At 65.1% G+C, this 20,663-nt stretch carries 17 protein-coding genes; 9 read left to right on the forward strand and 8 right to left on the reverse strand.

Going from position 1 to position 20,663, the window contains the following annotated elements; genetic code table 11:
* Positions 1 to 194 precede the first annotated feature (194 nt).
* Positions 195 to 827 (forward strand): maleylacetoacetate isomerase, encoded by a 633-nt coding sequence (maiA, locus tag ACNJYA_RS03515; RefSeq protein ID WP_439402062.1) that lies wholly within the window; start codon positions 195 to 197, stop codon positions 825 to 827.
* On the forward strand, positions 817 to 1,329 hold the full coding sequence (locus ACNJYA_RS03520; protein WP_172786616.1) for a MarR family winged helix-turn-helix transcriptional regulator: 513 nt from the start codon (positions 817 to 819) through the stop codon (positions 1,327 to 1,329). Before maiA ends, ACNJYA_RS03520 begins: the two co-directional genes overlap by 11 nt.
* Before the next feature lie 152 nt (positions 1,330 to 1,481).
* Here ACNJYA_RS03520 and ACNJYA_RS03525 read toward each other — a convergent pair whose 3' ends face one another.
* From ACNJYA_RS03525 to ACNJYA_RS03545, 5 genes are all read right to left on the reverse strand, one after another.
* Positions 1,482 to 3,095 (reverse strand): benzoate-CoA ligase family protein, encoded by a 1,614-nt coding sequence (locus tag ACNJYA_RS03525; protein ID WP_439365400.1) that lies wholly within the window; start codon positions 3,093 to 3,095, stop codon positions 1,482 to 1,484.
* On the reverse strand, positions 3,092 to 4,255 hold the full coding sequence (locus tag ACNJYA_RS03530) for an FAD-dependent monooxygenase (RefSeq protein WP_212259404.1): 1,164 nt from the start codon (positions 4,253 to 4,255) through the stop codon (positions 3,092 to 3,094). The genes ACNJYA_RS03525 and ACNJYA_RS03530 overlap by 4 nt, the downstream gene beginning before the upstream one ends.
* Positions 4,256 to 4,443: 188 nt before the next feature.
* Complete coding sequence (locus tag ACNJYA_RS03535) at positions 4,444 to 4,659, reverse strand: hypothetical protein (protein ID WP_172786619.1); 216 nt, start codon at positions 4,657 to 4,659, stop codon at positions 4,444 to 4,446.
* A gap of 113 nt (positions 4,660 to 4,772) precedes the next feature.
* Positions 4,773 to 5,591, reverse strand: a complete 819-nt coding sequence (locus ACNJYA_RS03540) for a hypothetical protein (RefSeq protein WP_212259405.1) — start codon at positions 5,589 to 5,591, stop codon at positions 4,773 to 4,775.
* Positions 5,592 to 5,739: 148 nt separating this feature from the next.
* Positions 5,740 to 6,747, reverse strand: a complete 1,008-nt coding sequence (locus ACNJYA_RS03545) for an NADP-dependent oxidoreductase (protein WP_212259406.1) — start codon at positions 6,745 to 6,747, stop codon at positions 5,740 to 5,742.
* 212 nt (positions 6,748 to 6,959) lie between these two features.
* Between ACNJYA_RS03545 and ACNJYA_RS03550 the strand changes: the two genes are divergently transcribed.
* On the forward strand, positions 6,960 to 8,258 hold the full coding sequence (locus tag ACNJYA_RS03550; protein ID WP_172786622.1) for a dicarboxylate/amino acid:cation symporter: 1,299 nt from the start codon (positions 6,960 to 6,962) through the stop codon (positions 8,256 to 8,258).
* 9 nt (positions 8,259 to 8,267) lie between these two features.
* Complete coding sequence (locus tag ACNJYA_RS03555; RefSeq protein ID WP_212259407.1) at positions 8,268 to 9,209, forward strand: amino acid ABC transporter substrate-binding protein; 942 nt, start codon at positions 8,268 to 8,270, stop codon at positions 9,207 to 9,209.
* Between the two features lie 176 nt (positions 9,210 to 9,385).
* On the opposite strand, the gene ACNJYA_RS03560 is transcribed toward ACNJYA_RS03555, so the two are convergent.
* Positions 9,386 to 10,186: an ATP-grasp domain-containing protein gene (locus ACNJYA_RS03560; RefSeq protein ID WP_439365401.1), complete on the reverse strand. Its 801-nt coding sequence runs from the start codon at positions 10,184 to 10,186 to the stop codon at positions 9,386 to 9,388.
* Positions 10,187 to 10,559: 373 nt separating this feature from the next.
* Here ACNJYA_RS03560 and ACNJYA_RS03565 point away from each other — a divergent pair, with 373 nt between their 5' ends.
* The 3 genes from ACNJYA_RS03565 (at position 10,560) to ACNJYA_RS03575 (ending at position 13,671) form a co-directional block, all read left to right on the forward strand.
* Positions 10,560 to 11,333 (forward strand): ferredoxin--NADP reductase, encoded by a 774-nt coding sequence (locus ACNJYA_RS03565; RefSeq protein ID WP_439365403.1) that lies wholly within the window; start codon positions 10,560 to 10,562, stop codon positions 11,331 to 11,333.
* Between the two features lie 375 nt (positions 11,334 to 11,708).
* Positions 11,709 to 13,334 carry an FMN-binding glutamate synthase family protein gene (locus ACNJYA_RS03570; protein WP_246571920.1) on the forward strand — a complete coding sequence of 542 codons (1,626 nt, stop codon included), beginning with the start codon at positions 11,709 to 11,711 and terminating at the stop codon, positions 13,332 to 13,334.
* Positions 13,335 to 13,431: 97 nt separating this feature from the next.
* Entirely contained in the window at positions 13,432 to 13,671 is a 240-nt protein-coding gene (locus ACNJYA_RS03575; RefSeq protein WP_172786626.1) for a PilZ domain-containing protein, read from the forward strand.
* Between the two features lie 179 nt (positions 13,672 to 13,850).
* On the opposite strand, the gene ACNJYA_RS03580 is transcribed toward ACNJYA_RS03575, so the two are convergent.
* Positions 13,851 to 15,146: a hemolysin family protein gene (locus ACNJYA_RS03580; protein WP_439365405.1), complete on the reverse strand. Its 1,296-nt coding sequence runs from the start codon at positions 15,144 to 15,146 to the stop codon at positions 13,851 to 13,853.
* Between the two features lie 236 nt (positions 15,147 to 15,382).
* Here ACNJYA_RS03580 and ACNJYA_RS03585 point away from each other — a divergent pair, with 236 nt between their 5' ends.
* Positions 15,383 to 17,458 (forward strand): methyl-accepting chemotaxis protein, encoded by a 2,076-nt coding sequence (locus tag ACNJYA_RS03585; RefSeq protein WP_439365406.1) that lies wholly within the window; start codon positions 15,383 to 15,385, stop codon positions 17,456 to 17,458.
* A 116-nt stretch (positions 17,459 to 17,574) separates the two neighbouring features.
* On the forward strand, positions 17,575 to 18,306 hold the full coding sequence (locus ACNJYA_RS03590; RefSeq protein ID WP_212259412.1) for a sulfite exporter TauE/SafE family protein: 732 nt from the start codon (positions 17,575 to 17,577) through the stop codon (positions 18,304 to 18,306).
* Positions 18,307 to 18,314: 8 nt separating this feature from the next.
* Here ACNJYA_RS03590 and ACNJYA_RS03595 read toward each other — a convergent pair whose 3' ends face one another.
* Entirely contained in the window at positions 18,315 to 20,285 is a 1,971-nt protein-coding gene (locus ACNJYA_RS03595) for a carbohydrate porin (RefSeq protein ID WP_172786630.1), read from the reverse strand.
* Positions 20,286 to 20,663: the final 378 nt, after the last annotated feature.

Consider the following 20,663-nt stretch of genomic DNA (forward strand, 5'->3'; position numbering starts at 1 on the left):
TCCCGATCGTTTTGTTGATTGACAGTATACTGAGGATCTAGGTAGCGTCAACTTGACGAACGACACACAAGATCGTGTCATTCCGGGGCGCGCCGCAAGGCGCGAGCCCGGAATCCATACTCCCGATCGTGGTTATGGATTCCGGGCCCTCGCTGCGCGAGCCCCGGAATGACAGAAAATGAGGGAGGCTCTCCATGAAGCTGCACGGCTATTTCCGCTCCAGCGCTGCTTACCGCGTGCGGATCGCGCTGAACCTCAAGGGGCTCGGCGCCGAGCATCTGCCGCATCATTTGCGCAAGGGCGAGCAATGCGCACCCTCTTATCTCGCCATCAATCCGCAGGGCCTGGTGCCGGCGCTGGAGGACGATGCGGGTGGCGTGCTGACGCAATCGGTGGCGATCATCGAATGGCTCGACGAGACCCATCCCAATCCGCCACTGCTGCCGAAGGATCCGCTGCGCCGCGCCAAGGTGCGCGCCTTCGCGCTGGCGATCGCCTGCGACACCCATCCGGTGCAGAACCTGAAAGTGCTGGCGCGGCTGCGCGAGCTCGGCCTGCCCGAGGAGAAGGTCCAGGACTGGGCCGCCTGGGTCAATCGCGAGGGCCTGTCGGCCTGCGAGACGCTGATCAAGGCCGAGCCGGGTCCGTTCTGCTTCGGCGATGCGCCGACGCTGGCCGATCTCTGCCTCGTGCCGCAGCTCGGCAATGCGCGCCGCTTCGGCGTCGACGTCTCCGCCTATCCGCGCCTGCTCCAGGCCGAGGCCGCCGCCAAGGCGCTGCCGGCGTTTGCCGATGCCGCACCGGAGAAGCAGCCCGATGCCGAGTAAGCCGCCCCCTCCGATCACGATCGACGCGGTCTATGCCGCGCCGGGCTATCTGTTCCGGCGCATGCAGCAGATCGCGGTCTCGATCTTCATGGAGGAGTGCAAGGCGTTCGACCTCACTCCGGTGCAATATGCGGCGCTGGTCGCGATCCACACCCATCCCGGCATCGATGCGACGCGGCTGTCGGCGGTGATCGCCTTCGACCGCTCGACGCTCGGCAGCGTGATCGAACGTCTCCAGGCCAAGGCCTATATCGAGCGCAGGCCGGCACCCGAGGACAAGCGGATCAAGCTGCTCTACCTGACCAAGTCGGGCGCTGCGATCCTGCGCGAGATCATTCCCGCCGTGGAGCGTGCGCAGGAGCGGATGCTGGAGCCTCTCAAGCCCGCCGACCGCAAGGCGCTGATGAGCCTGCTGGCGCAGCTGGTCGATCTCAACAACGAAGCATCACGAGTGCCGCTGCGCGCGGAGGACGCGCTGGAACATCTTGGGAAGGCGGGGTGAGGGGGCGCCCCGGCCCAGCCCAGCGCGCGATCTCGTAGGGTGGGCAAAGGCGCGCTTGCGCCGTGCCCACGATTTCTCTCCTATTTTGCAATGGTGGGCACGCTCCGCTTTGCCCACCCTACGATTGCGGTGAGTGTGGCAACGCCGTCGCCTCACATCCGCAGCAACGCCTGCCGATCGATCTTGCCCGTACCCGTCTTCGGCAGCTCGTCGATGAAAATCACCTCGCGCGGATATTTGTAGGGCAGCAGCTTGCCTTTCACATAGTCCTGCAGCCTGCGCGTCGCATCACTCTGGTTCACCGCGCGGTTGTTCATCACCACCACCGCCTTCAGCGTCATGCGACGGTCCGGCAGCTCGGCGGCGAACACGGCGCATTCGCGGATGTCGGGGTGATCGGCGAGGCACAGCTCGACCTCGAGCGGATAGACCCACTGGCCGGAGATCTTGATGAGATCGTCGGCGCGGCCGCGGAAGAAGTGGAAGCCGTCGGCATCCCGCACAAAGCGGTCGCCGGTGTAGATCCAGCCGCCCTCGCGGATGGTCTCCGCGGACTTGTCAGGCCGGTTCCAGTACAGCGGCGTGTTGGAATCGCCGCGGACCCAGAGAATCCCTTCCTCGTTGTCGCCGACGTCGCGGCCGTCCTTGTCGCGCAGCGCGACCTCGTAGCCGGGTACGCGCAGGCCCGCGGCGCCGAGCTTCTTCTGCTCGGGCTGGTTGGAGAGATAGATGTGCAGCACCTCGGTCGAACCGAGGCCTTCGACGATTTCGAGCCCCGTGAGCGTCTTCCAGCCGTTGAAGACCTCGGCCGAGAGCACCTCGGCGGCGGAGAGCGCCATGCGCAGCGACGAGAAATCCGTCTTGTCCGCCCCTTCGGCCTTGGTCAGCGCGGTGTACAGCGTCGGCAGGCCGAAGAAGACCGTGGGCTTGTATTGCTCGATCGCCGCGAAGATCGACGTCGGCTTCGGCTGCCCCGGCAGCAGCAGCGTTGCGGCGCCGGCCGAGAACGGGAAGGTGACGGAATTGCCGAAGCCGTAGGCGAAGAAGATCTTCGGCACCGAGAAGCAGATGTCATCAGGCGTCAGCTTCAGCACGTTCCGCGCAAAGGCGGCTTCGCTATAGGCCATGTCGTGCTGCAGGTGCACGATGCCCTTGGGCCGTCCGGTTGAGCCGGAGGAGTACATCCAGAACGCCATTTCGTCGCGCTGCGTTGCCGCTTCCGCCAGCTCAGCAGGGAATTGCGCGAGCCAGCTCGCCGCCGCGAGCGCCCGCGGCGCCGCGTGCTCGCCGGCCGCGCCATTGGCGACGATCAGCGTATGCAGCTTCGTCTCCTTGCAAGCCTCCGCATCGAAGCGCGCCGCGAACTCGGCATCCACCACCGCGACAGTCGCGCCGGAATCGGCGAGATAGAATTGCAGGAGGTCCGGCGGCGTCAGCGTGTTGATCAGCAGCGGCACGAAGCCGGCGCGCACCGCGCCGAAGAAGGCGGCGGGGTAGGCCGGCGTGTCGTCGAGAAACAACAGCACGCGGTCGCCGCGCGCAAGGCCAAGCGAGGCGAGACCGTTGCCCCAGCGGCAGGCCTCCGCGCAGAGCTCGGCGTAAGTGCGCGTGCCTGCAGGGCCCAGGAGCGCGAGCTTGTCGCCGCGGCCCTTGCCGAGATTGTCGAACAGCACGCGGCTGGCATTGTAAATGTCAGGAACGGCAAAGCCGATCTCGCGCGCCCCCTCGCTGTCCGCCGGCACCTGGTCACGGATGTCATGGCTCATGCCGCATCTCCGCCGTTGTCTCCGCCGCGGTCTCCGCCGTTCTTGGCCGCCTCGTAGCGGGTCATGAAGGCCGGCGACATTGCGCGCAGCCGGGAATCGTCGATCCGGCCGGAGCGGGTGATATAGCTGTAGGCGAAGTCCATTAGGGGAAGCTTCATGTGCTCGGCGAAATGTTCGTACCAGAATGCACTGGTGCGCGCGGCGTTGACGAGCTTCTGCACGATGGGCTTGCGCGCGGCCTGATAGCGATGCAGCGCGGTCGCAAGATGCGCATCCGATTCCAGCGCCTTGACGAGGGCGATGGCGTCCTCGATCGCGAGCCGCGTGCCCGAGCCGATCGAGAAATGCGCGGAATGCAGGGCATCGCCGAGCAGCACCATGTTCTTGAACGACCAGTGCTCGTTCCAGACCCAGGGAAAATTGCGCCAGACCGATTTGTTGGAGACGAGGCAATGGCCGCCGAGCGTATCGGCGAACACCTCCTCGCAGACGCCCTTGGACTGCTCGACGTCCTTGTAGGCGAAACCATAGGCCTGCCAGGTGGCGTGATCGCATTCGACCAGGAAGGTGCTCATGGTCGGCGAATAGCGGTAGTGATGGGCGTTGAAGACGCCGCGCTCGGTCTTCACGAAGGTCTGCGACAGCGTGTCGAAGCGTTTCGAGGTGCCGTACCAGACGAACTTGTTGGATGAGTAGGACAGCGAGGTGCCGAAATCGCCCTCATAGGCGCGCCGCACCAGCGAGTTCAGCCCGTCGGCGGCGACGATCAGATCGTGGCCGTTGAGCTGGTCGATCGCCTGGATCTGCGTGTCGAAGCGCGGGGTGACGCCGACGTCGAACGCGCGCTGCTGCAGGAACTTGAGCAGCTCCAGCCGGCCGATCGAGGAGAAGCCGACGCCGTCGATGGCGACGCTGTCGCCATGCAGGTTCAGCGTGATGTTCTCCCAGCTCTCCATGTGCGGGGCGATCGCATCGACCGTCTCGGGGTCGTCGGTGCGCAGGAACTCCAGCGCCTGTTCGGAGAACACGACGCCAAAGCCCCAGGTCGCGTCGGCCGGGTTCTGTTCGAACAGGTCGACCTGATCCTCGGGGTGACGCTTCTTCCAGAGATAGGCGAAGTAGAGCCCACCGGGCCCCCCGCCAATCACGGCGATCCGCAACGTCTGCCTCCCTAATTGACAGTATACTTACTATCTAGGGGTAGACTAATGTGCTCCGGCGTCCAGCGCCAGCGGAATTATCGCCAGTGCGTGGCACGCCAAAGCCCGTTATCCGGACGCGCGTTTTGCGGATCCGAAACCGTCAGGCGCGAATCATAGCCAACCCGGGGCGGATTGGCCACCGGGGGTCAGACGCAGCGTTTCACATAGACCCCGTTCACCAGAACCCTGGTACAGCGGACCACCGGCACGGGTTTGCGCACGACCACGGCCGCATTCGGGCCGGCGCAGCCGGCGCGAACCACGCCGCGGGCGCACACCACCGCATTGGCGTCAGTGGCCTCGAAGGTCATGGTGGCGGCGAAAGCGAAGAGCGCAGAAGCAACGAGCAGCAATGAACGCATGTTGTTCTCCCGGGGCTTGTCGTGATCGAAGCTGCGTCTGAAGAAAGTATCTGTGTCAGCGTGCGCGCATCCGGTCGCGTACGCCGCAATTCATCTTTCGTGCTGCGTCCGCCTTATCTGGCGGCGAATGGCGCGAGCACCTCCTTGCAGGCCGGCGAGAGCGATGCCGCCCGGGTGGAAATGCATTGGATGATCCGGCCGCCGCCGGGCGCCACGCCGGCGCAGAGGGTGCGGATGTCGGCGCCGCAGGCCGACCGCGCGATGAACAGCTCTTCGCGCGGCAGCAAGGGCCGCAGCACGATGACGGCAGGTGCCGCGGCAGGCGCTGCCGCTGCGGCCGGTGCAGCACCGGAGGCAGGCGGGGCCGCTCCGCCACCGAAAGCCGCATTGATGGCCTTGGCGCACCCCGCCGACACCTTCGCCTTGTTCTTCTCCAGGCATTCGACCGCGGGCGCGCCGCCCGGCGGCACGCTGGCGCAGACCTTGGGATAATCGCCGCGGCAGGCGCCCTTGATCGCGGACACCTGCGCAGGGCTCGGCTGATTTGCTGCTGCTGCCTTCGGCGCGGCTGCCGCTGCCGGCTTGGCTGCGGGCTCGGCGGCGGGCGCCGCTTCCGTCTTTGCGGGCTCAGACTTGGCCGGTTCAGATTTGGCGGGCGCCGCTTCGGTCTTCGGCGCGGCGGCCTGCTCGACCGCGCGAACGGCAGCCTGGCACCCCGACGACAGGCTCGACATGTTCTTGGCGAGGCATTGAACCGCCTCCACTCCGCCGGGCGTCACGCTCGAGCAATGCGCCATGTAGTCGGAGCGGCATGCGGACCGGATGGCGTTCTTCTCGGCCTCGGTCTGCGCGAACGCTCCTGTTGCACTTGCGAAGAGTGCCGTCGCCAGCAACGCGGTGCGCGTCGATGCATGTTTCAACGTGTTGAACATTTGCATGAATTCCTGCCCGGTCGGGAATGCCGACTATTTTTGAAAAGATATGCAAGCGCAATCGTCGCGAGGGTTAGCTCGCGAGCGGCATCTTTGGCCGCTTTGGCCTCTACCGCAAGTGGATAATGTCGCCGCAATCGCGACGCGACTAGGTCGTCAGTCTCACCATGCGCTTGCCGCGGTTCTCGCCTGCAAGTAATCCGATCAGCGCTTTCGGCGTGTTCTGAAGTCCGTCGAGAATGTCCTCCTGCACCTTGAGCTTGCCGGATTTCACCCAGGCCTGGAGATCGGCGAGCGCGCGCTCGCTGTCCTTCATGTAGTCCATCACGATGAAGCCCTGCATGGTCAGCCGCTTCACCACGATCAGGCCGGGCACGCCGCGCGGCCCATGGGCAGACGGCGCGCCGTCATATTGCGAGATCGCGCCACAGCAGGCGATGCGGCCGTAATTGTTCATCTGGGGCAGGCAGGCTTCGAGAATGTCGCCGCCGACATTGTCGAAATAGACGTCGATGCCTTTCGGCGCCGCTGCGCGCAGCGCCTTGAACAATGCGCCGTCCTTGTAATCCACGGCGGCATCGAAGCCGAGCTCGGAGGTCAGCCAATGGCACTTGTCGGCGCCGCCGGCGATGCCGACGACGCGGCATCCCTTGATCCTGGCGATCTGTCCGACGATCGAGCCGACCGAGCCCGCGGCCGCGGAGACCACGACGGTTTCCCCTTCTTTGGGCTTGCCGATCTCCAGCAGGCCGAAATAGGCGGTGAGGCCGGCGACGCCGAACACGCTGAGCAAATGCGTCATCGGCTCGAGCTTCGGCATTTTGGTCAGGTGCTTCGCCGGCACGGCGGCAAATTCCTGCCAACCGGTGTCGCCGAACACGATATCGCCGGGCGCAAGTCCCGCCGCCTTCGAGCTGACCACCTCGGCGATGGCGCCGCCGGCCATGACGCTGTTGGCCTCGACCGCGGAACGATAGGTTGCGCCGTGCATCCAGGCGCGGTTGGCCGCATCGAGCGAGATGTAGCGCACACGCAGCAAGGCCTCGCCGTCCTTCGGTTCCGGCATCGCGCCCTCGATCATCTTGAAATGCTCGGGGGCGAGCTTGCCGCTGGGCTTTTCCACCAGCAGAATCTGGCGATTGATGTTGCCGCTCATGGCGTTTCCCTCTTCATTTGTTTGACGATTATTGGTGCAGCCGCCGCAAGGAAAACGTGCAAGCCGCATGTGTTGTGCGCTGCACGAAGGCTAGATCGCGCGCTGGCGTTGCGCAACGGGAACATCGCGCCATGGCGCGTGCACGCAAAGCGTGTTGCGTCGCTGTCATATCTGCGACACTATGAAGCGCCGGTGTACGTTGGGGGTAAGCGATGTCCAACAGGTTCACGCAATACATTCTGGCCGCGATGGTGCTGGGCATCGTCATGGGCTCGGCGATCTACAACTTCCTGCCGGACACGCGCGCCGACTGGGCCTCCTCCATCAACCTGATCGCCATGATGTTCCTGCGCCTGATCAAGATGATCATCGCGCCCCTGGTGTTCGCGACCCTGGTCGGCGGCATCGCCCATATGGGCTCGGGCTCCAAGCTCGGCCGCATCTTCGCCAAGACGATGGGCTGGTTCGTCAGCGCATCCTTCGTCTCGCTGCTGCTCGGCCTGATCATGGTCAATCTGCTGCAGCCCGGCGCCAACTTCCCCGGCACGCTGCCGCAGGCGGGTCAATCGACCGGCCTGCCGGTCTCGGCCTTCTCCATCGAGAAATTCCTCACCCATCTGATTCCGACCTCGATCGCGGATGCGATGGCGCAGAACGAGATCCTGCAGATCGTGATCTTCGCCGTGTTCTTCTCGGTGGCGATGGGCTCCATGCCCGAACGTTCAAAGCCGATCCTCGCCATGATCGACGACGTCGGCCACATCATGCTGAAGGTGACGGCCTACGTCATGCTGTTCGCGCCGCTCGCAGTGTGGGCGGCGATCACCGCAACGGTGGCCAAGAACGGTCTCGCCGTGCTGTGGAAGCTCATTGTGTTCATGGGCGGCTTCTATCTCTCGCTGGCGATCCTGTGGACCATCCTGGTCATCGTCGGCTTCATCGTGATCGGTCCGCGCTACAGCCATCTCTTGAAGCTGGTCCGCGAGCCGTTGATGATCGCGTTCTCGACCGCGAGCTCGGAGGCGGCCTATCCGAAGACGCTCGAGGCGCTCAACCGCTTCGGCGCCTCGTCGCGGATCTCGAGCTTCGTGCTGCCGCTCGGATATTCCTTCAATCTCGACGGCACGATGATGTACTGCACTTTCGCGGCCGTCTTCATCGCGCAGAGCTATCACATCGACATGCCGCTCGGCACCCAGCTCGCGATGCTGGCGACGCTGATGATCACCTCGAAGGGCGTCGCCGGCGTGCCGCGCGCCTCTCTGGTCGTGATCGCCTCGACACTGGCGCAGTTCAACATTCCCGAGGCGGGCCTCCTGATGATCATGGGCATCGACACCTTCCTCGACATGGGCCGCAGCGCCACCAACGTGATCGGTAACACGCTTGCGACCTCGGTCGTGGCCAAATGGGAGGGCGAGCTCGGCCCCGAGCACGAGCTTGGCCCCGGCGACGTCGTGCCGGACGACGTGGTCCCGGGCGAGGTGCCCGCGATGGCCGGCCATGGATAGGAGCGAACCATGGGCCGGATATTGGCGAGGCCGCTGACCTCAGGCGTCCTCTTGCTCGCCGCGTCGTTGCTCGCGGCCTCCTCGTGCGCGACGTCGGCACACGCCCAGACCGCCAGCGAGGGGCTCAGCCCGACACTGTCGGCCATCAAGTCGGCCCACACCGTGCGGCTCGGCTATCGCGAGAGCTCACCGCCGTTCTCGTTCCTCGACCAGTCGGGACGGCCGATCGGCTACAGCCTCGAGCTGTGCGAAGCCATCGTCGAGGAGATCGGCGTCGAGGTCGACGATTCCAATCTCAGGATCGACTACGTCAAGGTCACCTCGGACGACCGCATCGACGCCGTGCTCCAGAACAAGATCGATCTCGAATGCGGCTCGACCACGGCCAATGCCGAGCGTGGCAAGCGCGTCGCCTTCTCCCCGCTGATGTTCGTCGCCGGCACCAAGCTGATGGTGCCGAAGGCCTCGACCGTCGCTTCGGTCACCGATCTCAAGGGCAAGACCGTGGTGGTGACCAAGGGCACCACCAACGAGCAGGCGATGCATGCGGCCGACAAGAAGTTCTCGCTCGGCCTCAACATCGTCACCTCGCCCGACCACGAGCAATCGTACCAGATGCTCGCCGACGGCAAGGCCGACGCGTTCGCGACCGACGACATCCTGCTGTTCGGCCTGATCGCGCGCCACAAGGCGCAGGACAAGTTCCGCGTCACCGGCGACTATCTGTCCTACGATCCCTACGGCATCATGTTCAGGAAGGGCGAGCCGCAACTCGCCGCCGTGGTCGAGCGCGCCTTCCGCAAGCTCGGCTCCAACCGCGACCTCGTCCCGCTCTACAACAAATGGTTCACCGCAAGGCTGCCCACAGGCGAGCGCCTGAACGTGCCGATCTCGCTGCAGCTGGAAGAGGCGTTCAAGGCCATGGACGATTCGGCGAGCGCGAATAATTAGCGCTTACTTCCCTTCTCCCCTTGTGGGAGAAGGTGGCGCGAAGCGCCGGATGAGGGGTTGCATCCGCGAGTCCTGTTGCAAGAGGCTCGCGCGCGGAAAGAGACCCCTCACCCGTCTCACCGCTACGCGGTGAGCCACCCTCTCCCACAAGGGGAGAGGGTGCAGCGTGCTTGCAGCTAAGTTTTATCAAACACCCGGTCCAGCGCCGCGTCATAGGTCGCCTGCACCAGAGCCGGATGCAGCTTGGCCAGCGCCTCCATCATCACGCCGGAATTGATCTCGAGCACCTTCCATTCGCCGCCGACACGAACCACGTCGATCGAGGCAAAGACGATGCCGATGGCGCGCGCGGCATCGATCGCGAGCTTCACGCAGGCCGCGCGGACCTCGCCGTCCTGCAGCAGCACCGGCTTTGCGCCGGCATCGAGATTGTGCCGCCAGTCCGAGCCGCGCTGCTTGCTGTAGACGACGCGGGGCGCATCATCGAGCAGCACCACGCGGACCTCCTCCTCGATCGCGACATAGGGCGAGATCACGAGCCCCGTGCTCATCGAAAAGACCTCGCCGGCCGCGTGGTCGAGCTCCGCCTCGGTCGTGACCTTGAACACCGATCGCCCCGATGTCCCCTCGTTCGGCTTCACCACAACGCCCTGCGGATTTTCGGCGAGCAGCGCCAGCATCCCCTCGCGCCAATCGGCGCCGGCGACATGCACGCCCAGCTTCGGGTTGAGGAAGAGCCGATGCGGAATGCAGGGCACCTCCGCCAGCGTCAGCGCTTCGGCGGTGGCTGATTTGTCGTTGGCGAGGCGATGGGCGATAGCGCTGTTGAGGCCGATGTCGTAGCCGAAGGCGAAGTGCCGCCGCGGCCCCCGGCGCATCGCGATGAGCCAGCCGGCGGAGCGGACATCGACCGCGATGCCCCGCGCCGCGCAATAGCGCCCGATCGCCTGAACGAAGATCCGCTCGCCGCTTGCCATGGTGTTTCGTCGTCCCTGGCGCCAAAAGCCGCAAAAATGCGGGCATCGGCGCCAAACCGGGTGAAAATCAGAGCTATTCTTAATGAAATTCCCGCGAGCGCGGCGGAAATTAAGTGCTGCAATGAAGCCCGCGAGGGAAAAGAAATTATCCTCCACGCGCGCCAGGCAGCAGATTCCTTAATCATGTGACCAGTTCTGCCGCAAATGCCGGTTTGACCGGCATCAATTGCATCCGAAACGAGGTTGATTATTGGTCTCAATGGCGTAGATCACACACGCGAAATCCTCCGCCATGGCAAATGGTGACCGCCCCGTTTCAGGGCCGGGCAACGCTTTTGCCCTAAAACCGCACCTATTCGGAATATCGAAAATCATGAGCGCGTTTTACCGAGAGAAGGTTCTTTCCGTCCAGCACTGGACCGACACACTGTTCAGCTTCCGCGCCACCCGCGACACCGGCTTCCGGTTCCAGAACGGCCAGTTCGCCATGATCGGCCTCGAGGTCGATGGCCGGCCGCTGCTACGCGCCTACAGCATGGCGAGCGCCAACCACGAGGAAGAGCTCGAGTTCTTCTCGATCAAGGTGCAGGACGGTCCGCTGACCTCGCGCCTGCAGAAGATCAAGGAAGGCGACACCATCCTGGTCGGCCGCAAGGCGACCGGCACGCTGATCACCGACAATTTGCTTCCCGGCAAGCGGCTGATGCTGCTCTCGACCGGCACCGGCCTTGCGCCCTTCGCCAGCCTGATCAAGGACCCCGAGGTCTACGACCAGTTCGAGTCCATCGTGCTGGTGCATGGCTGCCGCCAGGTCTCCGAGCTCGCCTATGGCGAGAAGCTGGTTGCGACCCTGCGCGAGGATGAGCTGTTCGGCGAGCTGCTCGCAGACAAGCTCATCTACTACCCGACCGTGACCCGCGAGCCGTTCCGGAACCGCGGTCGCATCACCGATCTGATCAGCTCCGAGCAGATCTTCAACGACATCGGGCAAGGCCCGCTCGACATCGCAACCGACCGCATCATGATGTGCGGCAGCCCGGCGATGCTCGAAGAGCTGAAGGCGATGTTCGAGAGCCGCGACTTCGTCGAAGGCAGCGGCAACAAGCCCGGCCATTTCGTGATCGAGAAGGCCTTCGTCGAGCGCTAAGCGCCACGCCATCGTGCCCCGGACGCAGCGCAGCGCCCCTTCGGCGGTCCGCTGCAGAGCCGGGGCCTCTCTCTCCGCATCGCTTGGCGTTGCATTCTGGGTCCGGGGTCTGCGCTTGCGCTTGCCCGGGACACTGCTTGGTTGCGGCCGCTTGCCGCCTAACCCGTCCCTCTGCTGCACTGCAAAACCCGTCCATCCGGCTGATTGATTTGTCTCGACCGAATTCGCTAGCCTGAAACAAGGGCGGCGTCATATCCGTATGACAGGCGCGGGCGTATCGTGACGCCTTCTGCTGGCGAGAGGATCGGAATCGTGGCCGACGACACCAAGACGCATGCATCCCCGAAACGCCTGCCGCTGGCGGAGGAGGGGATCATGGAAACCCTGCTGCTGCCCTTCTCTCCCCGCTTCATCGTGCTGACGATCTGCGCGGTGGTCACCGCGCTCCTGATCGGCATCGGCATCGCCGACCGCAAGATCTTCGACATCCTGCTGATCCCGATCCTGATCTTCGGCGCGCTGACCCTGCTCGGCGTCCGCGATCTCCTGCAGAAGAGCCACGCGGTGCTGCGCAATTATCCGATTTCCGCGCATATCCGCTTCCTGCTCGAAGAGATCCGCCCGGAGATGCGGCAATATTTCTTCGAGAGCGAGAAGGACGGCATGCCGTTCTCGCGCGACACCCGCGCGGTGGTCTATCAGCGCGCCAAGATGGAGCTCGACAAGCGCCCGTTCGGCACCCAGGAGGACGTCTATCGCGAGGGCTACGAGTGGATGCATCACTCGGTCTCGCCGAAGGCGCATGCCACGGAGAAATTCCGTGTCGTGATCGGTGGACCGGATTGCGCAAGGCCCTATTCGGCCTCGGTGTTCAACATCTCGGCGATGAGCTTCGGCGCGCTCAGCCCGAATGCGGTGCGGGCATTGAATGCCGGTGCCAGGCAGGGCGGCTTCGCGCACGACACCGGCGAGGGCGGCGTCAGCCCCTATCACCGCGAGATGGGCGGCGACATCATCTGGGAGATCGGCTCCGGCTATTTCGGCTGCCGTCATCTCGACGGCAGCTTCGATCCCGAAGCGTTCGCGCGCGTCGCCGGCGACGACCAGATCAAGATGGTCGAGCTCAAGATCAGCCAGGGTGCCAAGCCCGGTCATGGCGGCGTGCTGCCGGCCGCCAAGGTCTCCGAGGAGATCTCCAAGATCCGCGGCGTCGCGATGGGCGAGGATTGCATCTCGCCGGCCTCGCATCGCGCCTTCTCCACGCCTGTGGGCATGATGCAGTTCATCGCCGAGATGCGCCGTCTCTCCGGCGGCAAGCCGGCTGGCTTCAAGCTGTGCATCGGCCATCCCTGGGAGTTCCTGGCGATCTGCAAGGCGATGCTTCAGACCGGGATCTATCCGGATTTCATCGTCGTCGACGGCAATGAGGGCGGCACTGGCGCGGCGCCGCTGGAGTTCATGGATCATCTGGGCATGCCGATGCGCGAGGGCGTCAGTTTCGTCCACAATGCGCTGGTCGGCATCAATGCGCGCGACCGCATCAAGATCGGCGCCTCCGGCAAGATCGCCACCGCCTTCGACATGGCGCGGGCGATGGCGATCGGCGCCGACTATTGCAACTCGGCGCGCGGCTTCATGTTCTCGCTCGGCTGCATCCAGTCGTTGAGCTGCCACACCGATCGCTGCCCGACCGGGGTGGCGACGCAGGACCCGACGCGGGCGCGCGCGCTCTACGTGCCGCTCAAGATCGATCGCGTGCACAATTATCACCACGCCACGCTGCACTCGCTGACCGAATTGATCGCTGCGGCCGGCCTCGAACATCCGCAGCAGCTGCGGCCGATCCATTTCAGCCAACGGACGTCGACGACCCAGGTGAAGTCCTTCGCGCAGCTCTATCCGGCGCTGCGTCCGGGCGAACTGCTCGAAGGCACGGAAGACCCACGGTTCCGCGACGCCTGGCAGATGGCGCGCGCCGAGACGTTCCAGCCCGCGCTGTGACATTCCGGCCGCCGCTGCCGCAGGTCAGAGGCGTCAAATTGCCGAGAGCGGAGGGTGGGTTTAACCTCTGGTTCAACTTTGGGTATAGATTTGTCCCATGGACGAGCGACGCGACAAAGCCCGACATCGCGTGCTGAAGGCCGGAACGATCGAGTTCGGCGGCGGCGCGATCGACTGCACCGTCCGCAATCTCTCCGACACCGGCGCCGCACTCGACGTCACCAGCCCCGTCGGCATTCCCGATCATTTCACCCTGTTCGTTCAGGCCGACGGCAGGCATCTGCGCTGCACCGTGGTCTGGCGCAAGGAAAAGCGGATCGGGGTGCGGTTCGGGTGAGGATGTTTCCCTCGCCCCTTGTGGGAGAGGGTGGCTCGCCGCGTAGCGGCGAGACGGGTGAGGGGTATCTCTCCCCGAGTCCAACTTCCATTCGAATTCGCTGAAGCAACCCCTCATCCGGCGCTTCGCGCCACCTTCTCCCGCAAGGGGAGAAGGAAGAGGGCGCGCGCCGTCACCTGCTACCCCGTCTCGACCTCGGTCAACCGGCTGGCCAAGATCTTGTCGATCCGCCGCCCGTCGAGATCGACCACCTCGATGTGCCAGCCGCCGAAATCGAAGGCGTCGCCGACATTGGGCAGCATGCTGAACTGTTGCAGCACGAGGCCTGCGACCGTGTTGTAGCGATGCGGCGGCAGCTCGATGCCGAGCAGCTCGCCGAACTCGTCGACCGGCATCCAGCCGGAGATCAGCAGCGAATCGTCGTCGCGCCTGATGAAGGCCGGCTCGGGCGGTCCCTCCTCGGAATGAAAGGCGCCGACGATCGACTCGAGGATGTCGGCGGCCGTCACCATGCCTTCGAACGCGCCGTATTCGTCGTAGACGAGCCCGACGTGAACGGGCGCCGCTTTCAGGATGGTCAGCACGTCGCGCGCATCTGCCGACACCGGGATGCCGGGCGCCTCGCGCACGAGCGCGCGCAGGTCCGGGTTACGTTCGTTCATGTAGGCGACCAGCAGGTCCTTGGCCTGGAGCACGCCGATCGGCTTGTCGCGGTCGCCGTCGGAGACGGGAAAGCGCGAATGCGGGCTCTTGGCGATGATCTCCTGGACGGCGGCGGGATCGTCGTTCAGGTCGATCTCGTCGACCTCGGTGCGCGGCGTCATAACCGCGCCGACCGGCCGGTCGCCGAGCCGCATCACGCCGGCGATCATCTCCTTCTCGCCGGGCTCGAGCACGCCGGCGCTCTCGGCCTCGCTGACGAGGTGATGGATCTCGTCCTCCGAGACCTTCTCCTCGGCCTTGCCGCCGCGGCCGAGCAGCGCGAGGATCAGCTTGCCGGAGATGTCGAGCAGAAAGACCAGCGGCAGCGATATTTTCGCAAGCGCGTGCATCGCCGGCGCGACCCGCACCGCGATGCTTTCGGGGTCGCGCAGCGCCACCTGCTTCGGCACCAGCTCGCCGACGATCAGGGTGGCGTAGGTAATGAGCGTGACCACGATGCCGACGCCGACGATCTCGGCAATGCCGGGGGACAGACCGAGCTCGAGCAGCCATTGCGTCAGCCGCTGCCCGAGCGTGGCGCCGGAGAACGCGCCGGAGAGCACGCCGACCAGCGTGATGCCGATCTGGACCGTGGACAGGAACTTGCCGGGATCGGCCGCCAGCGTCAGCGCCCGTTCGGCGCCGCGCACGCCCTTGGCCGCGAGCAGCGACAGCCGTGCCGGACGGGACGAGACCACGGCCAGCTCGGACATCGAGAGCAGGCCGTTGATGACGATCAGGACGACGACGATGACGAGTTCGAGCGAAAGCATTGATGTTCCGGAGGTAAGCAAGTGTGACCGGGGCCGGCGCAAGCCATTGATATAGGTATTCGGTGCGGAAGTGCTGGCGATTCTGCGCATTCGTCGGGCAAAGGGAACCGGACAGCGTGCCAAGGGGTCCCGCGACGACCCGACACCCCGCGGAACTACGGATCGTTGCTTAACGAGCCCTTAGTGGCCGGCGGCTAGTTTTCGCGCTTGCAGAAATAATATTCGGGGACCTGAGGATGCGGATCGGGAAGCTTTTCGCGCTGTCGATGCTGACGGTGACGGTGTTTGCAGTCATTCTCGGCGCCGAGGTGCTGATACCGCAGACGCGCATCTTCACGAACCGCTCCGACGCGATCAAGACGGTGGAAGCGTTCGGTGCGATGCTAACGGTGAGCCAGCACGTCGCTGGCCTTCGTGCGCCCTACATCACCCCCATCTTCCAGGAAGGCGCGGCAACGCAGGCGCAGACCGAAGCTGCCGGGAAGGCGGCGAAAGCGGCCGATGCCGGATTCGAGGCCGCAAGGCGCGCGCTCATGGCGGTCGATGACGGCGCCGCGATGATCGAAATCCTGGATCGCGCCGCCCGTCGGCTCAAGGACGTTTACACGGCGGCCGATCGCGCAATGAGCGTTCCCCTTGCGGCGCGCGACAGCGCTGTGGTCAAGGGCTTCCTGCCTGCCGTTGCCGAGGTTATCAGCAACATCGAGCCCATCATGAACCGGCTCGAAGGACAGGTCGTCAATGCCGATTCCTCGCTCGCCGCGCTCTTGAGCCTGGCGCGAACGGCGCAGGATCTGCGCGTTTCGGCCGGCAGCCGCGCCGCCACATTGTCGCCGGCGCTGTCCGCACGCCGCCCCCTGGCGGCGGCCGAATTCGCGCTGATGGATCGCATGCAGGGACGCGTCGAAGCCGACCGTGAGCGCATCGAAGCCGGTATGGAGCAGCTCGGCAATCCGCCCCGGATCGCCACGACGCTGAAGGCCGCGACGGAATCCTATTTTGGAAAAGCAGCCTCGGTCGTGGAGAAGGAGATGCCTGCGGCGAAGAGCGACGGCAAGTACGGCATCACCGCCGACGAGCTGGCGAAGGTCATCGTCCCGGCCATCCAGATGTTCTACGGCGTGCGCGACGCTGCGCTGGCGGAAGCCGCCGAGCGTGCCTCCGCCGCGCGCGACGGCGCGCTGGCGATGCTCGCGCTCGCCGGAATCGCCGTGCTGGCCCTGCTCGGCACGCTCGGTGGCGTGACCATCATGCTGCGCAGGCGCGTGGTGACGCCGCTCGGGCGGATCGCCGACGTGATTGGAGCGCTCGCCGTAGGGCAGCACGAGGTCGAGATTCCCGCGACGGGCCGCAGCGACGAGATCGGCCAGGTTGCCGGCTCGCTCCAGCATTTCAAGGATTCGCTGCTCGCCAAGAAGTCCGCCGACGAGGCGGCCGCGATCGAAGCGGAAGCGAAGCTGAAGCGCAGCCAGCGCATGGATCAGGTCGCGCGTGAGTTCGAAGCCATGATCGGCGACGTCATCAACACCGTCTCGTCGGCATCCTCCGAGCTGGAAGCCTTCGCGGGAACGCTGACGAGCTCGGCTGAGCAATCGGAAAAGGTCACGGCGACCGTCGCTGCCGCCTCCGAGCAGGCCTCCACCAACGTACAGACCGTTGCCGCCGCGGCCGAGGAGATGGCCTCGTCGGTCGACGAGATCAGCCGCCAGGTTCAGGACTCCGCGCGCATCGCCGGCGAGGCCGTGCAGCAGGCGGGGCGGACCAACGAGCATGTCGGCGAGCTCGCCAGGGCCGCAGGCCGGATCGGCGACGTCGTCGAGCTCATCAGCCAGATCGCGGGCCAGACCAATCTTCTGGCGCTCAATGCCACCATCGAGGCGGCGCGCGCCGGCGAGGCCGGTCGCGGCTTTGCCGTCGTCGCCTCCGAGGTCAAGGCGCTGGCCGAGCAGACCGCCAAGGCCACCGGCGACATCAGCCAGCAGATCGCAGGGATCCAGGCCGCCACCGAAGACTCCGTCGGCGCCATCAAGTCGATCGGCGACACCATCTCCCGCATGTCCGAGATCGCGTCCGCCATCGCCGCGGCGGTCGAGGAGCAGGGCGCGGCGACGCGCGAGATCTCACGCAACGTGCAGCAGGCCGCGCGCGGCACCCAGCAGGTCTCGGCCAGCATCGTCGACGTGCAGCGCGGCGCGAGCCAAACCGGATCGGCCTCCTCCAACGTGCTCGCATCGGCAAGGTCGCTCTCGGGCGAAAGCAGCCGGCTCAAGACCGAGGTCGGAAAATTCCTCGACGCGATCCGCGCGGCATAACAAGGTCATTGTGCAAAGAGGCCGCTTCACCTAAACTTGCATCCTGGGGATGTCGCAGCCTCCCCGTGAAGTGGTGATCCCACGCAAGCGCTGCTCGCTGATCTATGGAGCGAGCAATGGACGGGATCGCAATCGAGCTTCCGCTTTTTCTGTTGGCCACCTTCGCCGGCGCGTTCGTCGCCGGCCTCTCCGGGTTCGCCTTCGGCCTGGTCGCGGCATCGTTGTGGCTTTACGTGCTGACGCCACTTCAGAGTGCCAGCCTGATCGTCGGCTTCGGCCTTCTGGTGCAGGGCTATTCGGTCTGGAAGTTGCGCAGCGCGCTCGACTGGCACCGGCTGTGGCCCTTCATCGTCGGTGCAGTCATCGGTGTGCCGGCCGGGGTGTCGCTCCTGACCTGGGCCGATCCGAAGAGTGTTCGCATCGCGGTCGGAGCTGTCCTGATCGCCTACAGCCTCTATGCATTCTTCCGGCCGCAGCTCAAACTCGCGGTCGTCGTGCCGCCGGCCGCTGACATGACGGTCGGCTTCGTCAACGGCCTGCTTGGCGGGCTGACGGGCCTTGCCGGCATCGTCGTCACCATCTGGTGTAATTTGCGCGGCCTGCCCAAGGACGCGCAGCGTGCCACGTTCCAGCCGGTCGCCGTCGTGGTATTCGCCATGGCGGCGTTCTGGCTCGGTGCCAACGGATCGCTCACATCAGACACGGCGAAGCTGTTCGCGCTCGGCGTGCCGTTTCTGTTCGCCGGCACCTGGCTCGGGCTGAAACTGTTCGGCCGGATCGACGAGGCCGCGTTCCGCAAGATCGTGCTGGCGCTGCTGTTCGTCTCGGGTGTTGCACTCCTGTTCTGAGCCGCAGCTCAGAACTCCCCGTGCAGCCGGCCCGAAAACACCGACACCGGTCCGCGGTCGGCGTTGTAGGCCGGGTTGACGATGAGCTGATAGTCGGCGGTGAGGGTGATGTTCTTGTTCACCGCATAGGCGTAGTAGGTTTCGAGGATGCGTTCCTTGCGGTAGTTCAGCGCGCCGTCGCCGACGAGGACACCGAGGCCGCCGGCGGCAAGGAAGTCGCGATAATCCTGCGAGATCGCGTTGATCGCGCCGCCGACGCCGATCACGTCGTCCGGCCGGCCCCATCTCGTGCCCTTGATCGACAAGCCCGCGGACAGGCTGCGATGAATGTCGGTGAAGGCCAGCGTTTCGAACCGACCGTCGTTCCAGCTCCAGCGGCCGAACAGCCCGACATCGTCGGTGATCGCCTGCTCGAGATTGAGCACATAGCCGTACTTCAGGCGTCCGCGCCGGGTCTGCGCGATGTCGAGATTGAGCGCGGGATTGTTCAGTGTCTCGCGGAAGCTGCCCATATTGGCGCTGTCGAGCCAGCCGATGGTCCTGAGCTTGCCGGGCTGGCCGAGCAGCGAGAAGCGCGTCTCGAGCTCGAGCACGTACTGGCCGCGCTCGCCGACCCTGGTGTCGAAATGATTCGAATTGGATTCCGACACCATCAGGAAATAGCCGCCGCGCAGCGCCCATTGCTTCTGGTTGAGTTCGGCCGTGACGCCGTAGGTGAGACCGACCTTGTCGGCGGAATAGTCGAAGGCGCCGGGCGCCCAGAGCGACCAGTTCATGAAATCCCTGCGGGTGTCCTTGGCATAGGCATTGCCGTCGAACACGTCGACCACGGGGAACTTGCCGGCCTGCAAGGTGAGGCGCGACACGTCGACCTTCTGTCCCAGCTGCAGCTGGCTGCTCGCCAGCTCTTCCTGCTCGCCGCCGAAGCCGAAGGTTTGGCGCACGAACAGGCGCGAGGTGTTGTAGTGCGGGTAGGGGAAGTTCGATTTCTGCGCTTCGCCGTTCGGGAAGCCGGCCGCACCGACCGTGTCGTTGAGCCCAAATCCCTGCAGCAGCTCGGGATTGTAATAGACCTCGCCGCCGTCCCACAGCCGCGCGTTCAGGAACAGGCTGTTGCTCCACGTCGCCTTGGCCTGTCGCGACGGCGACAGCGAGTTCGGTCCGGTATAGAGCGCGGGGAACGATGGATAGCCTTGCGGCAGATAGGTGCTCTGGCCGTGGATCTCCCAGCGATCCGATTCCGTGTCGATCAGCGAGCTCTTCGGGTTATAGCCCGGCATGCCGGGCCAATCGACCTTGCGGTTGAGGCCGAGCCTGACCTGCTGGAAGTCGAGCGACGAGGACGTGTATTGCGCGCCCGTGGAGAAGGCGACGTTGGCACTATCGAAGCGGCTGTAGAGATATTCGAGCCGCGCGCTCCAATGCGGCGCGAAACCGTATTCGACGCCGGCGCCTGCGACCCAGCCAGGACGTGTGTTCAGGATCTTCGGGATTTCGGCGCCGGAGGCCGGCGCGTCGAAATAGCGCTCGCCCATCCAGGCAAAGCCGCCGGTGGCATAGACGAGCCACGGACCGCTGGTGTAGCCGACGCGCCCGCGCAGGCTCGCGGTGTAGTCCCATTGCTGCGTGACGGTGTTGGCGGGCGTCGCCAGGAACGAGACGATCGAGTTCGACGTGATGTAGTTGGGAAACGTAAAATCGCCTTCGACGCCGACCAGCCAGCCGGAGTTGAGGCGGTAATTGTAGCCCGCCTGCACGCCGCCGATCATGCCGCTGAAGACGCCGCTGTCGCTGAGTGCGGTGCCGTCGTTCAGTGCAAAATGCGACGAGCCGCGGCCGTAGCCGGCATGCGCGCCGATATAGAGGCCGGTCCAGTCATAGACCGCTCTCAAGGCCGGCGCCTTCAGCGGCAGATCGGCCGCGCGGCCGGCAGTCGGAAAAGCCAGCACGCCCGTGGCAATCGCCGCGGCCGTTCGCAAGCACCGATGTCTGTGACCTCTCAACGCCAAAACGCACGCCCCCAAACGCGAATCTGTTCCACCCGCCGCAATATCCCTGACGGGTCGCGACGATTCTGTCACCAAGCCTCGGCGATTGAGGCGACCGGCCGAGATGATCTCGATTCGTCGCGACTTCGTCCCAAGTTCCTGAACCTGCGGCAAACCTTATTGCGATTAATTCGCAATAGCAACTGATGCGCATCGCCGCAGAGAAGAGTTCGCACCGCTGTGTGACGCGGCTGCAACAAATTCGCCGGGCTCAAAACGAATGACCCCGCCCGGGGGGACGCCGGGCGGGGTCGGGGGCACGACACGGGGTGGATGAGGCGCCCGTGTCGGACGCAGGATCCACGTGGA

This window comes from Bradyrhizobium sp. BLXBL-01 (assembly GCF_051853025.1).
Taxonomy (GTDB): Bacteria; Pseudomonadota; Alphaproteobacteria; order Rhizobiales; family Xanthobacteraceae; genus Bradyrhizobium.